The sequence below is a fragment of the Pseudoduganella sp. GCM10020061 genome, from assembly GCF_042683405.1.
Taxonomy (GTDB): Bacteria; Pseudomonadota; Gammaproteobacteria; order Burkholderiales; family Burkholderiaceae_D; genus Telluria.
In genome coordinates, this window is the sequence record NZ_JBHUJS010000003.1 from 815,567 (window position 1) to 832,106 (window position 16,540).

At 66.9% G+C, this 16,540-nt stretch carries 10 protein-coding genes; all 10 read right to left on the reverse strand.

Annotation, left to right across the window (positions count from 1 at the left end; genetic code table 11):
- Positions 1 to 24: 24 nt before the first annotated feature.
- The gene (locus ACFSQR_RS11100; protein WP_377729835.1) at positions 25 to 1,572 is read right to left on the reverse strand and encodes a DUF4034 domain-containing protein; all 1,548 of its coding nucleotides are present in this window, start codon (positions 1,570 to 1,572) and stop codon (positions 25 to 27) included.
- A gap of 83 nt (positions 1,573 to 1,655) precedes the next feature.
- Positions 1,656 to 2,471, reverse strand: a complete 816-nt coding sequence (locus ACFSQR_RS11105) for an EAL domain-containing protein (RefSeq protein WP_377729836.1) — start codon at positions 2,469 to 2,471, stop codon at positions 1,656 to 1,658.
- A 90-nt stretch (positions 2,472 to 2,561) separates the two neighbouring features.
- Positions 2,562 to 4,019, reverse strand: a complete 1,458-nt coding sequence (locus tag ACFSQR_RS11110; RefSeq protein WP_377729838.1) for a UdgX family uracil-DNA binding protein — start codon at positions 4,017 to 4,019, stop codon at positions 2,562 to 2,564.
- On the reverse strand, positions 4,016 to 5,251 hold the full coding sequence (locus ACFSQR_RS11115) for a putative DNA modification/repair radical SAM protein (protein WP_377729839.1): 1,236 nt from the start codon (positions 5,249 to 5,251) through the stop codon (positions 4,016 to 4,018). The genes ACFSQR_RS11110 and ACFSQR_RS11115 overlap by 4 nt, the downstream gene beginning before the upstream one ends.
- 14 nt (positions 5,252 to 5,265) lie before the next feature.
- A complete protein-coding gene (locus ACFSQR_RS11120; protein WP_377729840.1) occupies positions 5,266 to 5,973 on the reverse strand; it encodes a DUF6058 family natural product biosynthesis protein in 708 nt (235 codons plus the stop codon).
- A gap of 251 nt (positions 5,974 to 6,224) precedes the next feature.
- Complete coding sequence (locus tag ACFSQR_RS11125) at positions 6,225 to 8,999, reverse strand: M16 family metallopeptidase (protein WP_377729841.1); 2,775 nt, start codon at positions 8,997 to 8,999, stop codon at positions 6,225 to 6,227.
- Positions 9,000 to 9,036: 37 nt separating this feature from the next.
- Positions 9,037 to 10,638, reverse strand: a complete 1,602-nt coding sequence (locus ACFSQR_RS11130; protein ID WP_377729842.1) for an SEL1-like repeat protein — start codon at positions 10,636 to 10,638, stop codon at positions 9,037 to 9,039.
- Between the two features lie 15 nt (positions 10,639 to 10,653).
- Positions 10,654 to 12,882, reverse strand: a complete 2,229-nt coding sequence (locus tag ACFSQR_RS11135; protein WP_377729843.1) for a putative bifunctional diguanylate cyclase/phosphodiesterase — start codon at positions 12,880 to 12,882, stop codon at positions 10,654 to 10,656.
- Between the two features lie 9 nt (positions 12,883 to 12,891).
- A complete protein-coding gene (locus ACFSQR_RS11140; protein WP_377729844.1) occupies positions 12,892 to 14,988 on the reverse strand; it encodes an HDOD domain-containing protein in 2,097 nt (698 codons plus the stop codon).
- Between the two features lie 264 nt (positions 14,989 to 15,252).
- Positions 15,253 to 16,539 (reverse strand): multidrug effflux MFS transporter, encoded by a 1,287-nt coding sequence (locus ACFSQR_RS11145; protein WP_377729845.1) that lies wholly within the window; start codon positions 16,537 to 16,539, stop codon positions 15,253 to 15,255.
- Position 16,540: the final 1 nt, after the last annotated feature.

Here is a 16,540-nt window from a genome sequence, read left to right on the forward strand (position 1 = left end):
TTAAACAATGCTGAAGTTGAACACTTATTTCTTCTTCCGGGCGGCGAGGATGCGCTTTGCTTCGGCGAGTGGCCTGGCTTCCTCCGGGTTGGCGGGATCGGCCAGCGAGACATACTTTTCCAACGCCTCGTAAATGCCAGCACGCTTGCCCACCTTGTCGAGCAACCAGGCCCGCATGAACCATGCGAAGGCATACGAGGGATGTTCCTTGTTCAGAAGTTCGGCATACTCCAGCGCCTTGGCATGCCTGGCCAGCCTCATCGTCACTTCGAACGCGCCACGCAGCCCCTCTTCGCGCGTCTCCTTGAAATCGAGCAGCGCGGCATAGGCTTTCTCGGCTTCGGGCCAGCGTTGCAGCTCAAAGTACGCATGGGCCAGCATGCTCCTGACTCCCGAGTCCGACGCCTCCATGCGCGCTGCCTTCTCCAATGCCGGCAGCGACCATTCGGCCTGGCCGGAATAAAGCAGGGTGCGGCCCTTCTCGCGCGTGATCCACCGGTCGTCGTCGAAGAACCGGCCCACCATCAACAGGTAGACCAGCTTGGTCCACTCGTCGATCTCGGCGGTCGTCATGCTGCGCGCCAGCGTTTCATGGACCCCGAAAAAGGTCGAGCGCTGTGCTGCGGGCAGCAGGAATTCGATCTTTTCCTTGTGCTTGGGATGTTCGATGACCCAGGTGGCCATGTCCGATGGGATCTCGGCAAGGGTCAGCGCCAGCAGCGGGCGCTCTTTCTGGAACGGTTCCAGCTGCACCGCATAGGCCGCCATTTTCTCGTAGCTGCCGCCCCAGCGCGGACGCAGCGATCGCATCTGCGCCCCGGTCAGCCGGCGGCAGTGTTTGTCGATTGCGCTGCCCTGGTTGAATGCGCGCTCGCCCACGTCCGCGCGGCCCGCAAGGCTGGCCACTCCAATCAGCTCCTCGTGCGCGGCGAGCAGCCTTGGCTCGCGCTTCAGTGACTTCTCCAGCAGGTCGATCGCCATGTCGGCGAGGAGCGACATGCGGGCAAAGTTTGCGTCGGAGGTCTCCCTGGCCAGATTGCCCCCGCGCGCTTTCGCGGCGGCGTTCCCGTGATGGATGCCACGCGCCGCCAGCGCGAACGGGCTGTCGGGCGCATTGTCCAGCCACCGCTTGGTGACGTCGTTCGACTCCTGCAGGCCATCGAAATCGTCGAAGCCACGGTGGATGGCTTCGCTCGGCGCATCCTTTGCGAAGTGCTTCTCGAGGTCGGCGCGATACAGCGCATCCAGCTCGGCATAGGCCTTCGCATCGAGCAGTTGCCTGACCTTGCCGATGGTGATGCGCGGGCCGTGCGCCAGCTCGCAGTGCGCCTTGGCGAGACCGGCCGGCCACTGGTTCCCGGGCAGGTCGGGGAACGCCAGGCAGCGCGCCAGCGGGTCCTTGATGGCGTCGGCCGCGCGCGCTTTTTCGAGGAAGGGCTGGAGCGCCTCAGGCGCATCCGTCAGGGGACGGATCCTGGCCGGGTTGGCTTGTGCGTGCGCTGCAAGGGACATCGCCAGCAGGATCAGGCAGGCGCGCAGCCCGCCAAGGGTTGGAACGGCGCGATCGGTCATCAGTCAGCTTCCGGAAAAGGCGATCACCAAGTGTACCTGAGGACCAGCGACTTTCGGAAACATCCCTTCGCAATGCGTGTCGATTAATCCCAGAGCGCGGGGTCGATTGTGCCGCCGCCCTGGAACACCGGCTTGCTGAAGAAGTAGCCCTGCATCAGCCCAATTCCGGCGGAGCGCAGGAAGTCGCGCTCGGCGCGTGTCTCGACACCTTCGGCCAGCACGCGCACGCCGAGGTCGCGGCACATCGCGACCATGCTCGAGACGATCACCTGGCGCGGGCGGTGCCTGTCAATGTCGCGCACCAGGTCCATGTCCAGCTTGACGATGTGCGGCTGGTATTCGGACAGCAGGTTCAGGCCTGCGTAACCGGCGCCGAAATCGTCGATGGCCGTCATGAAGCCGAAGCGGCGGTATTCCTCGAAGATGTTGACGAGGTGCTTACGATCGCGCACCTGCTCGCTTTCCGTCACCTCGAAGATGATGCGCTCGACCGGGAAGTCGTGTTCCTTCGCGGCGGCCAGCGTGGTACGCAGGCACAGGTCCGGACGATAGACGGCATTGGGCAGGAAGTTGATCGACAGGTAGCCGGGCAGTCCGAGGCGCGCGGCGCCCGCAACCGCCTTGACGCGGCAGGCCTGGTCGAATTTGTACCGGTTCTGGTCATTGACCTGCGAGAGCACGCTGTAGGCCGACTCGCCGTTCGGACCGCGCACCAGCGCTTCGTGGCCGAAGATCGTGCGCGTGGCGACGTCGACGATCGGCTGGTACGCGAATTCGAATTCGATATCGAGTTCGATGCCGTTGCGGCAGCCTGCGCAGGGCGCGTGGCCGGCTTCTGCAATCAGAGCGGCAGGGAACACGGTGATCGAAGATGGAGCTGGGGATAGGGATGGGGTCATGGCGGAGGGCCGTCCGGTGTTGTCGACGGAGAAGTGTACATGACCTGCGGCAACTGGAGAGCCCGGTTGAACAGGGCTCGCGGTGACCGGTTACGGGGCACCGAGCTGGCGGGCGCGCTCGAGGGCGACGACGATGGCGTCGAAGGCTTGTTCGCGCGCCTCCGCATCGGGCACGCGCAGCGCGAACGAAGGATGGTAGGTGGCGACCACCCAGCGGCCATCGTGCATGAACGGCTCGCCGATCGATTCCTTCAGGGTTGCGCCGGGATTGTCCAGCACTGCCTTGAGCGCGGTGCTGCCCAGCGCGACCACCACCTGCGGGCGCACGCTGGCCAGTTCTCCTTCCAGCCAGTAGCGGCACGCGTCGACCTCGCGCTGCGCCGGCGTCTTATGCATGCGGCGCTTGCCGCGCGGCTCCCACTTGAAGTGCTTGACGGCGTTGGTGACGTACAGCTTCTTGCGGTCCAGCCCCGCCCGGGCGATTGCGCGCTCGAGCAGCTGGCCGGCCGGTCCGACAAAGGGATGGCCGGCAATGTCCTCCTGGTCGCCCGGTTGTTCTCCCACCAGCATGATCCTGGCGCGTTTTGCGCCTTCGCCCGGCACGCCCTGCGTGGCGTTCTTCCACAGGTCGCAGCGGCGGCACTGGTCGAGCGTGGACGGCTCGTCCCGCTCCGGCTGCGCGCTTTCCGGCGCGACCGGCACCGTGCGGCCCTTGCGCTGGCCCACCGCCTGCGCCTGGCCGGTGCGGCGGGCGCCGTTGGCGGCTTCGGTCACCATGGCCGGGACGATCGCGCCCTCGGGCAGGTTCTTCCAGAAGCGCGACGGGATGTGTCCCTGCATGACCTGGGTGTTCAGGCGCGCGGGGTTGAAGATACTGCGGTAGTAGGTCAGCCACAGCGCCTCGCCTGCGTCCTCGATGGCGGCGGCGCCGGTCAGTAGCGGGCCGGTGGAATGCAGCGTGGTGCCGTCCCACATCACCGTGGCGGCGGGCGTGGCGATCATCCAGGTGGCGCCGCCCATACGGTGGCGGAAGTGTTCGGCAACCTGCGGCAGCACGTCGTGCTGCGGTTCGAACCAAGCGACGAAGCGCGGCGGTCCGGCCTCGGGCGCGCGCTCGCGAAAGCGCACGTAGGCATGCATGTCGTGGATCTCGCGGCTGACCGCCTTGGCCATGCCGGTCAGGCGCGCGCCATCCTCGTCGGCCGGCGAGGCGACGTCATGCTCGCCGTGCTGCCAGCGCCACAGCACGCGGTACAGAAAGGCCCAGCGGTCGGGGACGCGGCAGCAGGCGGCGGTCTGTAGCAACTCCATGAGGGCGCGCGATACCTGAAGTTGGAAGGGCGGGCCGGGCGTAGCGTGTTCGACTGCGTCCCCGCGCCCTGCCGGCGCGGCCATCGCGAACAGGTCGCCGCCGCCTTCGACTTCGGTCCACTGCACCTGATGCGGCGCGATGCCGTGCGCAAGGAGGTCGCGCGCGGCGCTGCGCCAGGTGTCGAAGGAGTCGGCGAAGACCGCCCGCCCTTCCGCCACCGCGGCCGATGCGCTCATGCCGCCTTCAGCTCCGGCCACAGGTTCATCTGCTGGGGCGCATCGGCGAGCGACTGGCGCAGGGCTTCGGACGGCGTGGTGTCGCGCGCGGGGTGGTAGTCGGCCACCACGATGAACGGCGCGACTTTCTTCATGCTGCAGCGCAGGCGCGTGAGGTCGGCGTAGCGCACACGGCGCGTGCGGCGCAGTTCGACGATGCGCTTGGCGTTGCGCAGTCCGATGCCGGGCACGCGCGCGATCATCGACTGGTCGGCCAGGTTCAGGTCCATCGGGAAGTGCTCGCGGTGCGACAGCGCCCATGCCAGCTTGGGGTCGATGTCGAGCGCGAGGTTGCCACCGGAAGCCGGCAGCAGTTCGCCGGCCTGGAAGCCGTAGCTGCGCAGCAGGAAGTCGGCCTGGTACAGGCGGTGCTCGCGCAGCATCGGCGGCGGCGCCAGCGGCACCGACTTGGGGCTTTGCGGGATCGGGCTGAACGCGGAGTAGTACACGCGCTTGAGCTTGTAGCTGGTGTAGAGCGTTTCGGCGGTGGACAGGATCGTCTGGTCGTCGCTGGCGTCGGCGCCGACGATCATCTGCGTGCTCTGGCCAGCCGGCGCGAAGCGCGGGGAGCGGGGCTCGGCCTCCTTTTCATCGAGCTTGCCGCGGATCGCGCCCATCGCCAGCTTGATGGTGTGGACGCTCTTCTCGGGAGCCAGCTTCTCGACGCTGGTCTGGGTCGGCAGCTCGATGTTCACGCTGAGGCGGTCGGCGTACTTGCCGGCCGCGGCGATCAGCGCGGGATCGGCATCGGGAATGGTCTTGAGGTGGATGTAGCCGCGGAACTGGTGCACCTCGCGCAGCTCGCGCGCCACCTGGACCAGCTGCTCCATCGTGTAGTCGGCGGACTGGATGATGCCGGAACTGAGGAACAGGCCGTCGATGTAGTTACGGAAGTAGAAATCAGTCGTGAGCTTCACCACTTCTGCCACGGCGAAGCGGGCGCGCGGGACATTCGAGCTGCGGCGGTTGACGCAGTACTGGCAGTCGTAGATGCAGAAATTGGTGAGCAGGATCTTGAGCAGCGAGACGCAGCGGCCGTCCGGCGTGTAGCTGTGGCAGATGCCCATGCCGCTGGTGGCGCCGAAGCCGTCCTTGCCGTCCGAGCTGCGCTTGGGCGCGCCGCTGCTGGCGCAGGAGGCGTCGTACTTGGCGGCGTCGGCCAGGATTTCCAGCTTGTCGGAGAGCTTTGTCATTTCCTGCCTGTGCGTTATGCAGGGGCCAGTTCCGCGCTTAGCTTCGTGCGCAGGTCGTCGACGAGCCGTTTCCGGCTGCTCCGGGCATATTCGATCGGCGAGAACGGCATGGAAGCGGCGGCGTAAGCGTCGATCAATTCCAGCATGCATGCGCCCTGCCCTGCCGGGAACGCAATGCGTGCGCCATGGTCGCTAAGGCAGGCCAGCTTTTCCTGCAATACCTCCTTGTAGGCGATGTGCGCTTCGGACACCGGACTCGCCACGCACAGGCCAAAGGTCCCGTGCAGGAAATGCGACCAGGCGCTGTCGGTGCGCGCGTTAAGGCCTGCGGCGATCGGCAATCCGCTGTCATCGAAGCTGTCGCGCAGACGCCATGTCGAGAGGTTCAGGGCGGCCAGGGCGCAGGCAAAGGCGGTGCTGAACTGTTCCTTCAGTCGCGCTTCGGCGCCGTCCTCGCCGCATGTGGCGATGGCGTGGCGTGCGCGGGCGATCCAGATGGATTGCGATGGATGGAAATAGCGATCTTCCCGTGAGCCGGGCGCTGGCAGCGCGCCAAAGACATGGGATACGAGGGTGCCATCGGAGGTGACTACATAGGACGGAGCCGGGACCAGGTGGCGGTCGACCAATGCTTCGAATTCGTCAGCGGTGAGGTTTGCGGCGGCCGCGGACTGGGCAACGTCGAGGTAGTGCGTGGCAAGGTAGTGGTCCAGCTCTGTCATAGGTTCGCTCGAATGGATGCTAAGGAGAAAACTGTACGTTTGTACAGTATTTTAGCATGAGCGAGGGATCGGACCGGCCGAGAAGTCTTGCCGTGTGGGGGCGAGGAGACGCTTACGTGAAAATGGGGTCTGTCCCCATTTCGAAAATGGGGTCTGTCCCCATTTCCGGGATGGCGGAATCGGCCACGTTATGACCGATTTCGCGAAAAAGCCGGGGACGGTCCCCTTTCGGGGACAGTCCCCCTCCTTGCTTAGCGGACGACGGTGCCGTCGGGGGAGAGCACGGTGACTTCGCCCCAGTTCAGGTCGCGCACGCCCTTTTCGATGCGGCGCAGGTCGCCGATGACGATCCACACCACTTCGTCCGGATGGATGAAACGGGCGGCGGCGCTGGCGAGCTGCGGTTCGGTCAGGGCGCGCATATTGCCCGCGTACTTCGACCAGTAGTCGTCCGGCAGGCCGAGGTTGATGCTCATGCGGGCAGCCGCTTCCAGCGAATCGAGCGTCTCGAAGCGGCCGGCCAGTCGCGAGGTCATGTTGCGCATGATGTTGTTGAACTCCTGCCCGGCGATCGGACGCGCGCCGGCGATGCCGCGCACTTCCTTGTCCACTTCGATCATCGCTTCCCTGGTCTTGTCGGTCTGGACCGGCGCGACCGTGATGAACGCGCGCTGGCCGCGCACGCTGGTGAGCTGGCCGCGGGTGCCGTAGCTCCAGTGCTTTTCCAGGCGCAGGTTGCGGTTCAGGCGCGAAGTCGCCATGCCGCCGTAGTTCTGCATCACCGGCTCGAACGCCAGGTCTTCCGGCTGGCCCGGCGGCAGCGACACGTGCGCGGCGACGATGGCCGACTGCGGCGCATCCGGCTTATCGACCAGGAAGATGCGCTTGCCGCGCGTCGGTGCGACAGTGGCGACCTGCTTGGCCGGCGCGGCCCCCGCTTTCCAGGCGCCGAACGCCGATTCCAGCGCCGGCTTGAGCTTGTCCATGGTGGTGTCGCCCGCCACGATCAGCGTGGCGCTGCCCGGCTTGAACCAGTCCGCGTGCCACCTGACCAGGTCCTCGCGCGTGATGCTGTCGATGGTCTTTTCGGTGCCGCTCACAGGCTTGCCGTAAGCGTGGCCGTCGCCGTACAGGATCGATGGCACCAGGCGGCCCACCAGCGCGTTCGGGTCGACCTTCTCCTGCGCGATTTGCGCCAGGCGGCGCTGCTTCTGCAGCGTGAACTGGTCGTTGGCGAACGCCGGGTTCAGGACCGCGTCGGCCAGCAGGTCGAGCGACGGCCTGAGGTTGGTGGACATGGTTTCCATGGCCACCAGCGACATGTCGGCGGTGCTGCCGGTGGACAGCTGCGCGCCCAGCGATTCGAGCGCGTCCGACAGTTCGAACGCGTTGCGCTTGCGGGTCCCCTTGTCGAGCATTTCCAGCGTCAGCGAGGCCAGGCCGGACTTGGCTGCGGTGTCGGCCGCCACGCCCGCGTCGACCGCGAGCGTCATGTTGACGATCGGCGCGCTGTGGCGCTCCATCAGGATCACTTTCAGCCCGTTCGACAGCGTGGCGCGCTGCATTTCGGGGAACTTGACCTCGGGCGCGTCGCCCAGCGCCGGCAGCACCTTGCGGTCCACGTCCTGCTTTGCCGCGGCCAGCTTGGCGAACGGCTTGACCGTCATCGTGTAATGGTTGGCGCGCAGCCAGCGGTCGCCCGCCGCCTTCACTTCCGCCGGGGTGGCGGTACCGATCACCTGCAGCGTGTTCAGGTAGGCGTCCGGAGAACCGCCGTAGGTCTGGCCCTGCGCCAGCACGTCGGAGCGTCCGCCCATGCCGCCCAGCCGCTCGATGCCGCGCGAGAAGCCGGCCAGCGTGCTGGCGCGCGCGCGCGCGATCTCGGCCGCGGTCGGGCCCTTGTCCAGCAGCTCGCGCATGACGGCGTCGATCTCGCGCTCGACTTCACGCGGGTCCTGGCCCGGCTTGACGGTGGCGACGATGTTGAAGGTGCCTGCCAGTTCGCCCGAACCCACATAGGCTGCGACGGCGGTGGCCATCGGCTTGTCGTACACCAGGCGGCGGGTCAGGCGCGCGCTCTTGGAACCTGCCAGCGCATCGGCCAGCAGCGACAGGCGGCCGGAGTCGGCGTCCTTCCAGGCCGCGACGTGCCAGCTGCGGTACACGCGCGCCTGCGGAACGTGGTCTTCCATCTCGTCCCGGATGTTGCGGTCGAGGACCGGTATCCAGGTTTCGGTGCGCGGCAGCGGCGGGCCCGGCGGGATGGCGCCGAAGTATTTGTTGACCAGCTCATATGCGCGCTCGGGCGTGATGTCGCCGGCCAGCGAGATCACCGCGTTGTTCGGGCCGTAGAAGGTGCGGTACCACTCGCGCACGTCCTGCAGGGTGGCCGCGTTCAGGTCTTCCATGCTGCCGATCGGCGACCACGAATACGGGTGCGAGTACGGGTACATCTTGGCGTTGATCTCGTTGCGCACGCGGCCATACGGCTGGTTCTCGCCCTGGCGCTTTTCGTTCTGCACCACGCCACGCTCGCGTTCGAGCATCTCCTTGCTGATGTAGTTGGCCAGGAAGCCCATGCGGTCGGATTCGAGGAACAGGGTGCGCTCCAGCGCCGACACGGGCACGTCCTCGAAGAAGTTGGTGCGGTCGAAATTGGTGGTGCCGTTGCGGTTGTTCGCACCCAGGTCGTCCATCGCCTCGCGGAAGCCGGACGGATAGTTCTCGGAACCGTTGAAGAAGAAGTGCTCGAACATGTGCGCGAAGCCGGTCTTGCCGCGCTTCTCGTTGCGCGATCCGACGTGGTACCACATGTTCACCGCCACCACCGGCACTGCGTGGTCGGTGTGCACGATCAGCGTCAGGCCGTTCGACAGCACGAACTTCTTGTACGGGATTTCATAGGCCTTGCGGTCGAAGGTGGACGCAGCCTGGGCGGCGGCCGGCGCCGCGTGGGCAGGCAGGTCGATCGCGCCCAGGGACGCCGTGCCGAGCGCCAGCGCAAGCAGCAGCTTGGATTGTTTCATCGGGTTCCTTCCAGGGAGGTTGGGCCTCGGACGCGTGTCAGGCAGCGATGGCGGTGTGCTGGCCGCTGGCGTCGTTGGCGGTGAAGCGGTGCAGCGTGTCGAGCTGCGCCGGGTTGAGCCGGGCCTGCAGGCGGCGCAACTGGGCGCGCGCGGCCTCGTAGCCGTTCTGGCTGGCCTGCAGCAGCCAGCCGCAAGCCTGCATCAGGTCGAGCTGGGCGCCGTGGCCGCAGCTGTGCATGACCCCCAGGTTGAACTGGGCGCGCGCATGGCCCTGGCGCGCGGCGCGCAGGTACCAGAAGTGCGCGGCCTCGTAATCGCGCGGCACGCCGTGTCCGTTGTCGAAGCGCAGGCCGAGCGCGAACTCCGCCTGCGGGTGGCCATGTTCGGCCGCCTTGCGGTACCAGTGCAGCGCCTGCGCGGCGTCCGGCACCTGCACGTCCGGGTCGTCGAACAGGCGCGCGGCCATGAACTGGGCCGGCGCGTAGTCCTGTTCGGCCGCGCGCAGGAACCACGCCAGCGCGGCGCGCGGGTCGCGCTTGACGCCGTTTCCATGCTCGCAGCGCAGCCCCATGTCGAACTGCGCGCGCAGGTGGCCCTGGCTGGCGGCCTTCTCGCACCATTCCTGCGCCAGTTGCGCGTCGAGCGGCACGCCCAGGCCGGCCGCGTACAGCTGGCACAGGTGGTATTGCGCGCTGGCCGAGCCCTGCTCCGCCGACTTGCGGTACCAGTCGGCGGCGCGGACGTAGTCCTGCGCCACGCCCTGGCCATGCTCGTGGCGCATGCCCATGATGTCCTGGGCGCCGGCATGGCCCTGGGCCGCGGCCTTGGCAAACCAGCGCAGCGCTTCCTGCTCGTCGCAATTGGTGCCGTGGCCGCTCTCGTAGATCAGGCCCAGGTTGAACTGCGAGCTGGCGTGGCCCTGCTCCGCGGCGCGGCGGTACCAGTCGATCGCGGAGCGGCTGTCCTGCTCGACGCCTTGTCCCTTGTCGTATTTGAGTCCGAGGCTGAACTGCGCCGGCGCGTAGCCCTGTGCGGCGGCCTTGTGGAACCAGGCCACGGCTTCGTCCTGGTCGCGCGGCACGCCCTGCCCGCTGTCGTAGCGCAGCGCCAGGTTGTACTGGGCGCGCGCGTAGCCCTGCCCTGCGGCGCGGCGGTACCACGACAGCGCCAGGTCCAGGTCCTGCGGCACGCCCTTGCCGGTCTCGTACATCATGCCGAGGTTGTTCTGCGCGCCCGGGTCGCCCTGTTCGGCGGCGCGGCTGAACCAGTGCATGGCCATGTGCGGGTCCTGCGCCACGCCCTGGCCCTTGGCGTACATCCAGCCCAGGTTGTACTGGGCGGCGGCGTAGCCCTGCTCGGCGGCTTCCCGGTACCAGTGCGCGGCCTCGGCGAAATCGCAATCGACGCCCTGGCCCTTCTGGTACATCACGCCCAGGTTGTACTGGGCCTGCTCGACGCCGGCCGCGGCCGCGCGCCGGTACCACAGCAGCGCCAGTTCCTCGTTCTTCGCTACGCCCTGGCCGTTCACGTACATGAAGCCGAGGCGGTGCTGGGCGTTGGCCACTCCGCGCTCGGCGAGCGCCTTCACCCGCAGGTATTCCGCAGTGAAGCCGTCCGGGGGCGAGGTGTCCGGTGACATGGGGAGATGCGTGCCTTAGGCCTGGATGGCGACCGGCGCTTCCAGCGCAGCCGGTCCGGCCTGCTTTTGCAGGACGCCGACGAACTGGGTCAGCGAGATCGGGCGATGGTAGTAGTAGCCCTGCATCGTCGTGCAGCCGTTGGCCTGCAGGTAGCGCGACTGGATCTCGGTCTCGACGCCTTCGGCCACCAGGTTCAGGCCCAGCCCGCGCGCGATCGAGATGATCGCCAGGATGACCGGGTAGTGGCTGCTGTCGTCGTGGATCTCGCGCACGAACGACTGGTCGATCTTGATCGTGTTGACCGGGAAGCGGTGCAGGTAGGACAGCGACGAATAGCCGGTGCCGAAATCGTCGATGGCCACCGAGACGCCCAGCTGGCCGAGGCGGTTCAGCTGTTCGATCGCGTGCTGCGGGTTGCGGATGCAGATGTTCTCGGTGATTTCGACTTCGATCTGTTGCGGCGAGATCCCGTAGCGCAGCAGCGCGCCGCGCATCTTCTCGAAGAAATCGCCACGGTCGAGGTATTGCGGGGACAGGTTGAGCGACAGGCGCACGTCGGAGCCGCCGTTGGCGTTCCACACCATCAGGTCGCGGCACAGCGCGCCCAGCATCCAGTCGGAGATCGGCAGCATCAGGCCGTTCTCTTCCGCGAACGGCAGGAACTCGCCGGCGGTCAGCAGGCCGCGGGTCGGGTGGTTCCAGCGCATCAGGCCTTCGGCGCATACGATGCGGCCGGTGGCCACGTCCACCTGCGGCTGGTAGTACATCTCCAGCTCGCCCTGCTCCAGCGCGCGGCGCAGCGCCTGTTCCAGCGCGATCTTCTGGTGCGACACGTCCTGCATCGAATCGTCGTAGTACGCATGGCCGTTCTTGCCCTGCGCCTTGACCTGGTACATGGCGATGTCGGCGTGGCGCAGCAGTTCGTCGATCGTCTCGCCGTTGTGCGGATAGATCGCAATGCCGATCGAGGCCGAGATGTGGACCTGGTGGCCGTCCAGGTCGAACGGGCGCTGCAGGCAGTCGAGGAATTTCTCCGCGATGGCGCCGGCGTCGGCGCGTTCGCGCAGTTCCGGCAGCACGATGGTGAATTCGTCGCCGCCCTGGCGCGCCAGCGTATCGCCGCGGCGCAGGCATTCCTTCAGGCGCGCCGACACCTGCGTGAGCAGGTCGTCGCCCTTGACGTGGCCGAGCGTGTCGTTGACCAGCTTGAAGCGGTCCAGGTCGATGAACATGACCGCCAGCTCCGCCATCTTGCGCTTGGCCTGGATCAGGGCCAGGCCGAGGCGGTCCTTGAACAGCATCCGGTTCGGCAGGTCGGTCAGGATGTCGTGGTAGGCCTGGTAGGAGATGACTTCCTCGGCGCGCTTGCGGTCGGTGATGTCGCGCGCCACGCCGTAGGTGCCGAAGATCTCGTGCTTCTTCACTTCGCCGTGCGGCACGTGCATGCCGATCGAGTTCAGCGGGATCGTCATCAGCGTGTTGTTGAAGGTGCGTTCGCCGCCGGTGCCGTTAAAGCATTTCAGGCGCAATTCGACATTGCGCGAGGCGCGTTCGTCCATCCGGCGCTCGTTGAACACGTAGCGCGCACGCTCCAGGTCTTCGTCGTGCACGAGGATCGAGTAGTGCTTGCCGAGCAGCTCTTCGCGGGCCAGGCCGAGCAGCTGGTGCGCGCGGTCGTTCACGAAGGTGAACTTGCCTTCGTGGTTGAGCGTATAGATGATGTCCGGCGAGGAGTCGACCAGGTAGCGGTACATCTTCTCGGACGTTTCCAGCTGCGAGGCGATGCGCGCATTGGCCTCGGCCAGGCGGCGCTGCTTGAGCGCGTTGCCGACCGTCTTGCTCAGTTCTTCGCGGCTGTAGGGCTTGCGCAGGTAGTCGTAGGCGCCGCGCTTGAGCGCGCCGATGGCCGCTTCGATCCCGACATCGCCGCTCATCACGATCACGTCCGAATCGATGCCCTTGGAGTTCATGAAATCCATGATCTCGTGCCCGCTCATGTCCGGCAGGCGCAGGTCCAGCAGCACCAGGTCGAAATGCGCGCGCGACAGGTGGCCCAGCGCCTCGTTGCCGGTGGTGGCGGTGACCAGGTGGTAGGCGCCGGTGTTGAGCAGTTCGTACAGCGACGAGAGCAGCCGCGGTTCGTCGTCTACCAGCAGCAGGCGCGGGAGCGCCTCCCCGTCGATGGGCGTGGCCACGTTGTTTGCGCTTGCCGCAGGGGTGGCCTTGCCAGGTTCGTGGATCATGGTAAAGCCTTAAACAGAATCTAGTGCGCGCGGCTGTGGACCCGCGAGCGCGCTGGCGGCGCGCACCGGCAGCAGGATTTCGAATGTGGTGCCGGCGCGGCTGCTGCGGCAGCTGACCAGCCCTCCGAGCTTGCGCACCAGGCTGTGCACGATCGACAGGCCGAGGCCGTGGTGCGCTCCCGGCTTGGACGAGCGCACCGGCGAGAACAGGTGCGCCAGCACTTCCGGCGGCATGCCGGGTCCGGTGTCGGTGACGGCCAGTTCAAGGTACAGCTTGCGGTCGCGGTTCACGTAGCCGCGGTTGGCGATCACGATGCGTCCGCCGTCCGGCACGTCGCACAAGGCCTCCACCGCGTTCTTCACGAGGTTCACGAGGATCTGCTTGAGGATGTCGGCATCGCCTTCGACGTCGGACGGGTGCTCGCCCATGTCCAGCGCGACGTCGACCTTGGACGGCACGAAGTCGGTGGCGGAGAACAGGCGCAGCACGTCCTCGGCCACCTTGGCCACGTCGGTCGGACGCACGGTGGTGGACGGCTGCAGGTCCGCCAGGCCGCTGATCAGCTGGCCCACGCGGTCGATCTCTTCATTCAGGATGGACATCTCGCCCACCACCGGTTCGCGGCGCGCCAGCTTGTTGTCCAGCACACTGAGGTAGTTCTTGATGATCGAGAGCGGGTTGTTCACCTCGTGCACCACGCGGCGCGACGCCTCGCGGTATTCCTCGGCCACGTTGGCCAGCTGGCGGCGCGCGTGGCCGCGTTCGGAGATCGCGGTTTCCAGCGCATTGGCCGCCTGCACGCCGAAGGCCTGCATGAAGCGCTCGCGGCGCTGGGTCGCGCCAACCTGCCATGCGGCGACGCCGCCCAGCATCACGCCAAGGCAGCGCGCGCCGGCCACCAGCGGCACGCAGACCATGGTCTCGCTGCCCAGCATGCGCAGCAGCTGTTCTTCGGCCAGGCCCAGGCCCGGGGTGCTGCGGTCGACGAAGGCCAGGCGCCGTTCCAGCGCCGCTTCCGCCACCACGCCGCCCTTGGCCAGCGGGATCGAGAATTCGGAGATGCGCTGCTGGTCATTGCCGCCCGGCGTGCCCACCAGCGCCTGGCCGGTCGGGTTTTCGAGCAGGACCACGGCGGTGTCGAAGTTGAACAGGATGCGCGCCGAACGCGTCATCGATTCGATCAGGCCGGTCTCGCCCTGCTGGCGCGCGAGCGACTGGCCGACTTCCGACACCATCACCAGGTTGCGCACTTCCTCGGACAGGCGCTGCTGGACCGGGTCGGCCGGCGGCGGCGCGTAGGCTTGCGGCTGGACGATGTCGTCCGCCCCTTCCAGGTCGATGCCCAGGCAGGCGGCCGACTTCTCGACCTGGCGCGCGGCGTTGGCAGCCAGTTCCTGCGCCTCGTGCTGGGCCAGGCCGCACAGCGGCAGCGTCTCGGCGACCTGCTGCTGGTCGTCCAGGTGGCAGGCCAGCACGTGCGCCACGCGCACGATGCGGATCAGGGGATGCGCGGACTCCAGGCGGCTGCTCGCCTCGTGGTGGTAGAGCAGCGAATCGGCCAGGAAGGAGTCCAGGTTCCAGCGTTCGACCAGCCAGGCGCCGGCTTCGGTATGGGTGATCTGGAGCGTGCGCTGCTCCACCGCGCACAGGTCCTCGTCGTCGCGCGCGGTGAAGTTGTAGGCGTATTCCTTGGGCGCGGTGGCCAGCAGCGCCAGGCGGCCGACGTTGTGCATCAGGCCTGCCAGGTAGGCTTCCTCGGCATGCGAGTATTCGATGCGGCGGGCGATGTCGCGCGCGATGACGGCGGCCGTGAGCGAGCTTTTCCAGAAAGCGCGCAGGTCGGTGCTGCCGGAATGGGGGAAGTTCGAGAACGTCTGGTACACCGACTCGCTGATCACCAGCGTCTTGATCATGTCGGTGCCGAGGGCGACCAGGGCCTGCTCCAGGCCCGGGCTGCGGCTGGCGCGGTGGTAGGCCGAGCTGTTGGCAACCGACAGGATCTTGGTCGTCATGCCCGCATCCTTGGCGATCAGGGCGGCCAGCTCGGGCATGCCGAGGTCGTCAGCCTGCAAGTGCTCGATGAGCTTGATCAGGATCTGCGGCATTGCCGGAAGACGGGCAATGAGCAATCGATTGCGAATGTCGTGGTCCGATTGATGCATGGTCTCAGCACTCGTCGTCCGAGGGTTTTTTTCCGTCAGCGGGATGAGCCGCCGTGCGTATTTTTATATGGTGTGATGCGCCGGGCAGAAGGGTGAATCCCTCTCTTATTTAGCGTTTACTAATGCATCTTAGCATATATACACGCGATAGTTGATTTAGTACAACAGTGCTCAAGAAAACGTTTCATGTTTGCCACGCAACTGTCGTTAACCCGGCAAACCGGGCTCTGTACGGCGCTTGTAATGACGCGAGGCGATCCAGAGGCCGACTCCGGCCAGCGCGAACACCAGCTGGCCGATCGACAGCAGCAGCACCGAGTGGGACAGCGCGGGCGCGATCACCCCGGCCACCACCGCCGCCAGCAGCGTGCTGGCCGAGGACTGGGCCGAAGCCACCGTGCCGCGGATGTGCGGGAACAGGTCGAGCGCCAGCAGGGTGGCGCCGGGGGCGACGATCGACATGCCGAAGGTGTAGAAGAACAGCGGCGCGACCGTCCACGGGAGCGCCGGCGCATGCAGGGCATGGAACAGCACATTGGCCGCGGCGGCCGACAGCATGCACACGAAGCCCAGCCGGATCTGGGTCTGGATCGGCGTGTGCCCGGCCAGCCGGTTGGCCAGCAGCGCCCCGAAGAAGATGCCGGACACCGCGGGGATGAACAGCCACCCGAACTGGTCGGGCCCCAGGTGCAGGCTTTGCGGCAGCATCACCGGGGCGGCCGTGATGTACACGAACAGGCCCGCGAAATTGCAGGCCACCAGCCCGGCCTTCATGTGGAATAGCGGCGAGCGGAAGATGGTGCTGTAGCTGTGCCACAGGAAGCGCGGGTTGAAAGGCTGGCGCTTTTCCTGGGGCAGCGTCTCGGGCAGGCGGCGCCAGCACACCCAGAACAGGACGATCGTGTAGGCCAGCAGCAGCAGGAAGATCACGCGCCAGTTGGTGAACTTGACCACCCAGCCGCCCAGGATCGGCGCCACCGCGGGCGCGATCGAGAAGATCATCGTCACCATCGACAGCAGCCTGGCCGCCGGTGCGCCGTGGTACAGGTCGCGGATGATCGCGCGCCCCACCACCACGCCGGCGCCGGCGGACACGCCCTGCAGGATGCGGAACACCCACAGGTAGTGGACGGTGTAGGCCGAGGCGCAGCCCAGCGTGCCGATGGCGAACACCACCAGCGAAATCAATATCACGTTGCGGCGCCCGAAGGCGTCCGAGATCGAGCCGTGCCACAGCACCATGCCCGAAAACGCCAGCATGTAGGCGGTCAGCGTCTGCTGCACTTCCAGCGGCGAGGCGCGCAGCGATGCCTGGATGTCCGGGAATGCCGGCAGGTAGGTGTCGATCGAGAACGGCCCCAGCATCGACAGGCAGGCCAGTACCACCGCCAGCCCGGTTGCCGAGAGCACCTTCACCGGATGCGGCGGAGGCGGCGGAACCGGCTGGGTGTCCGGTTCGTCCGGCGGCAGGCTGGGAGGCTGGGGCGGGAACATG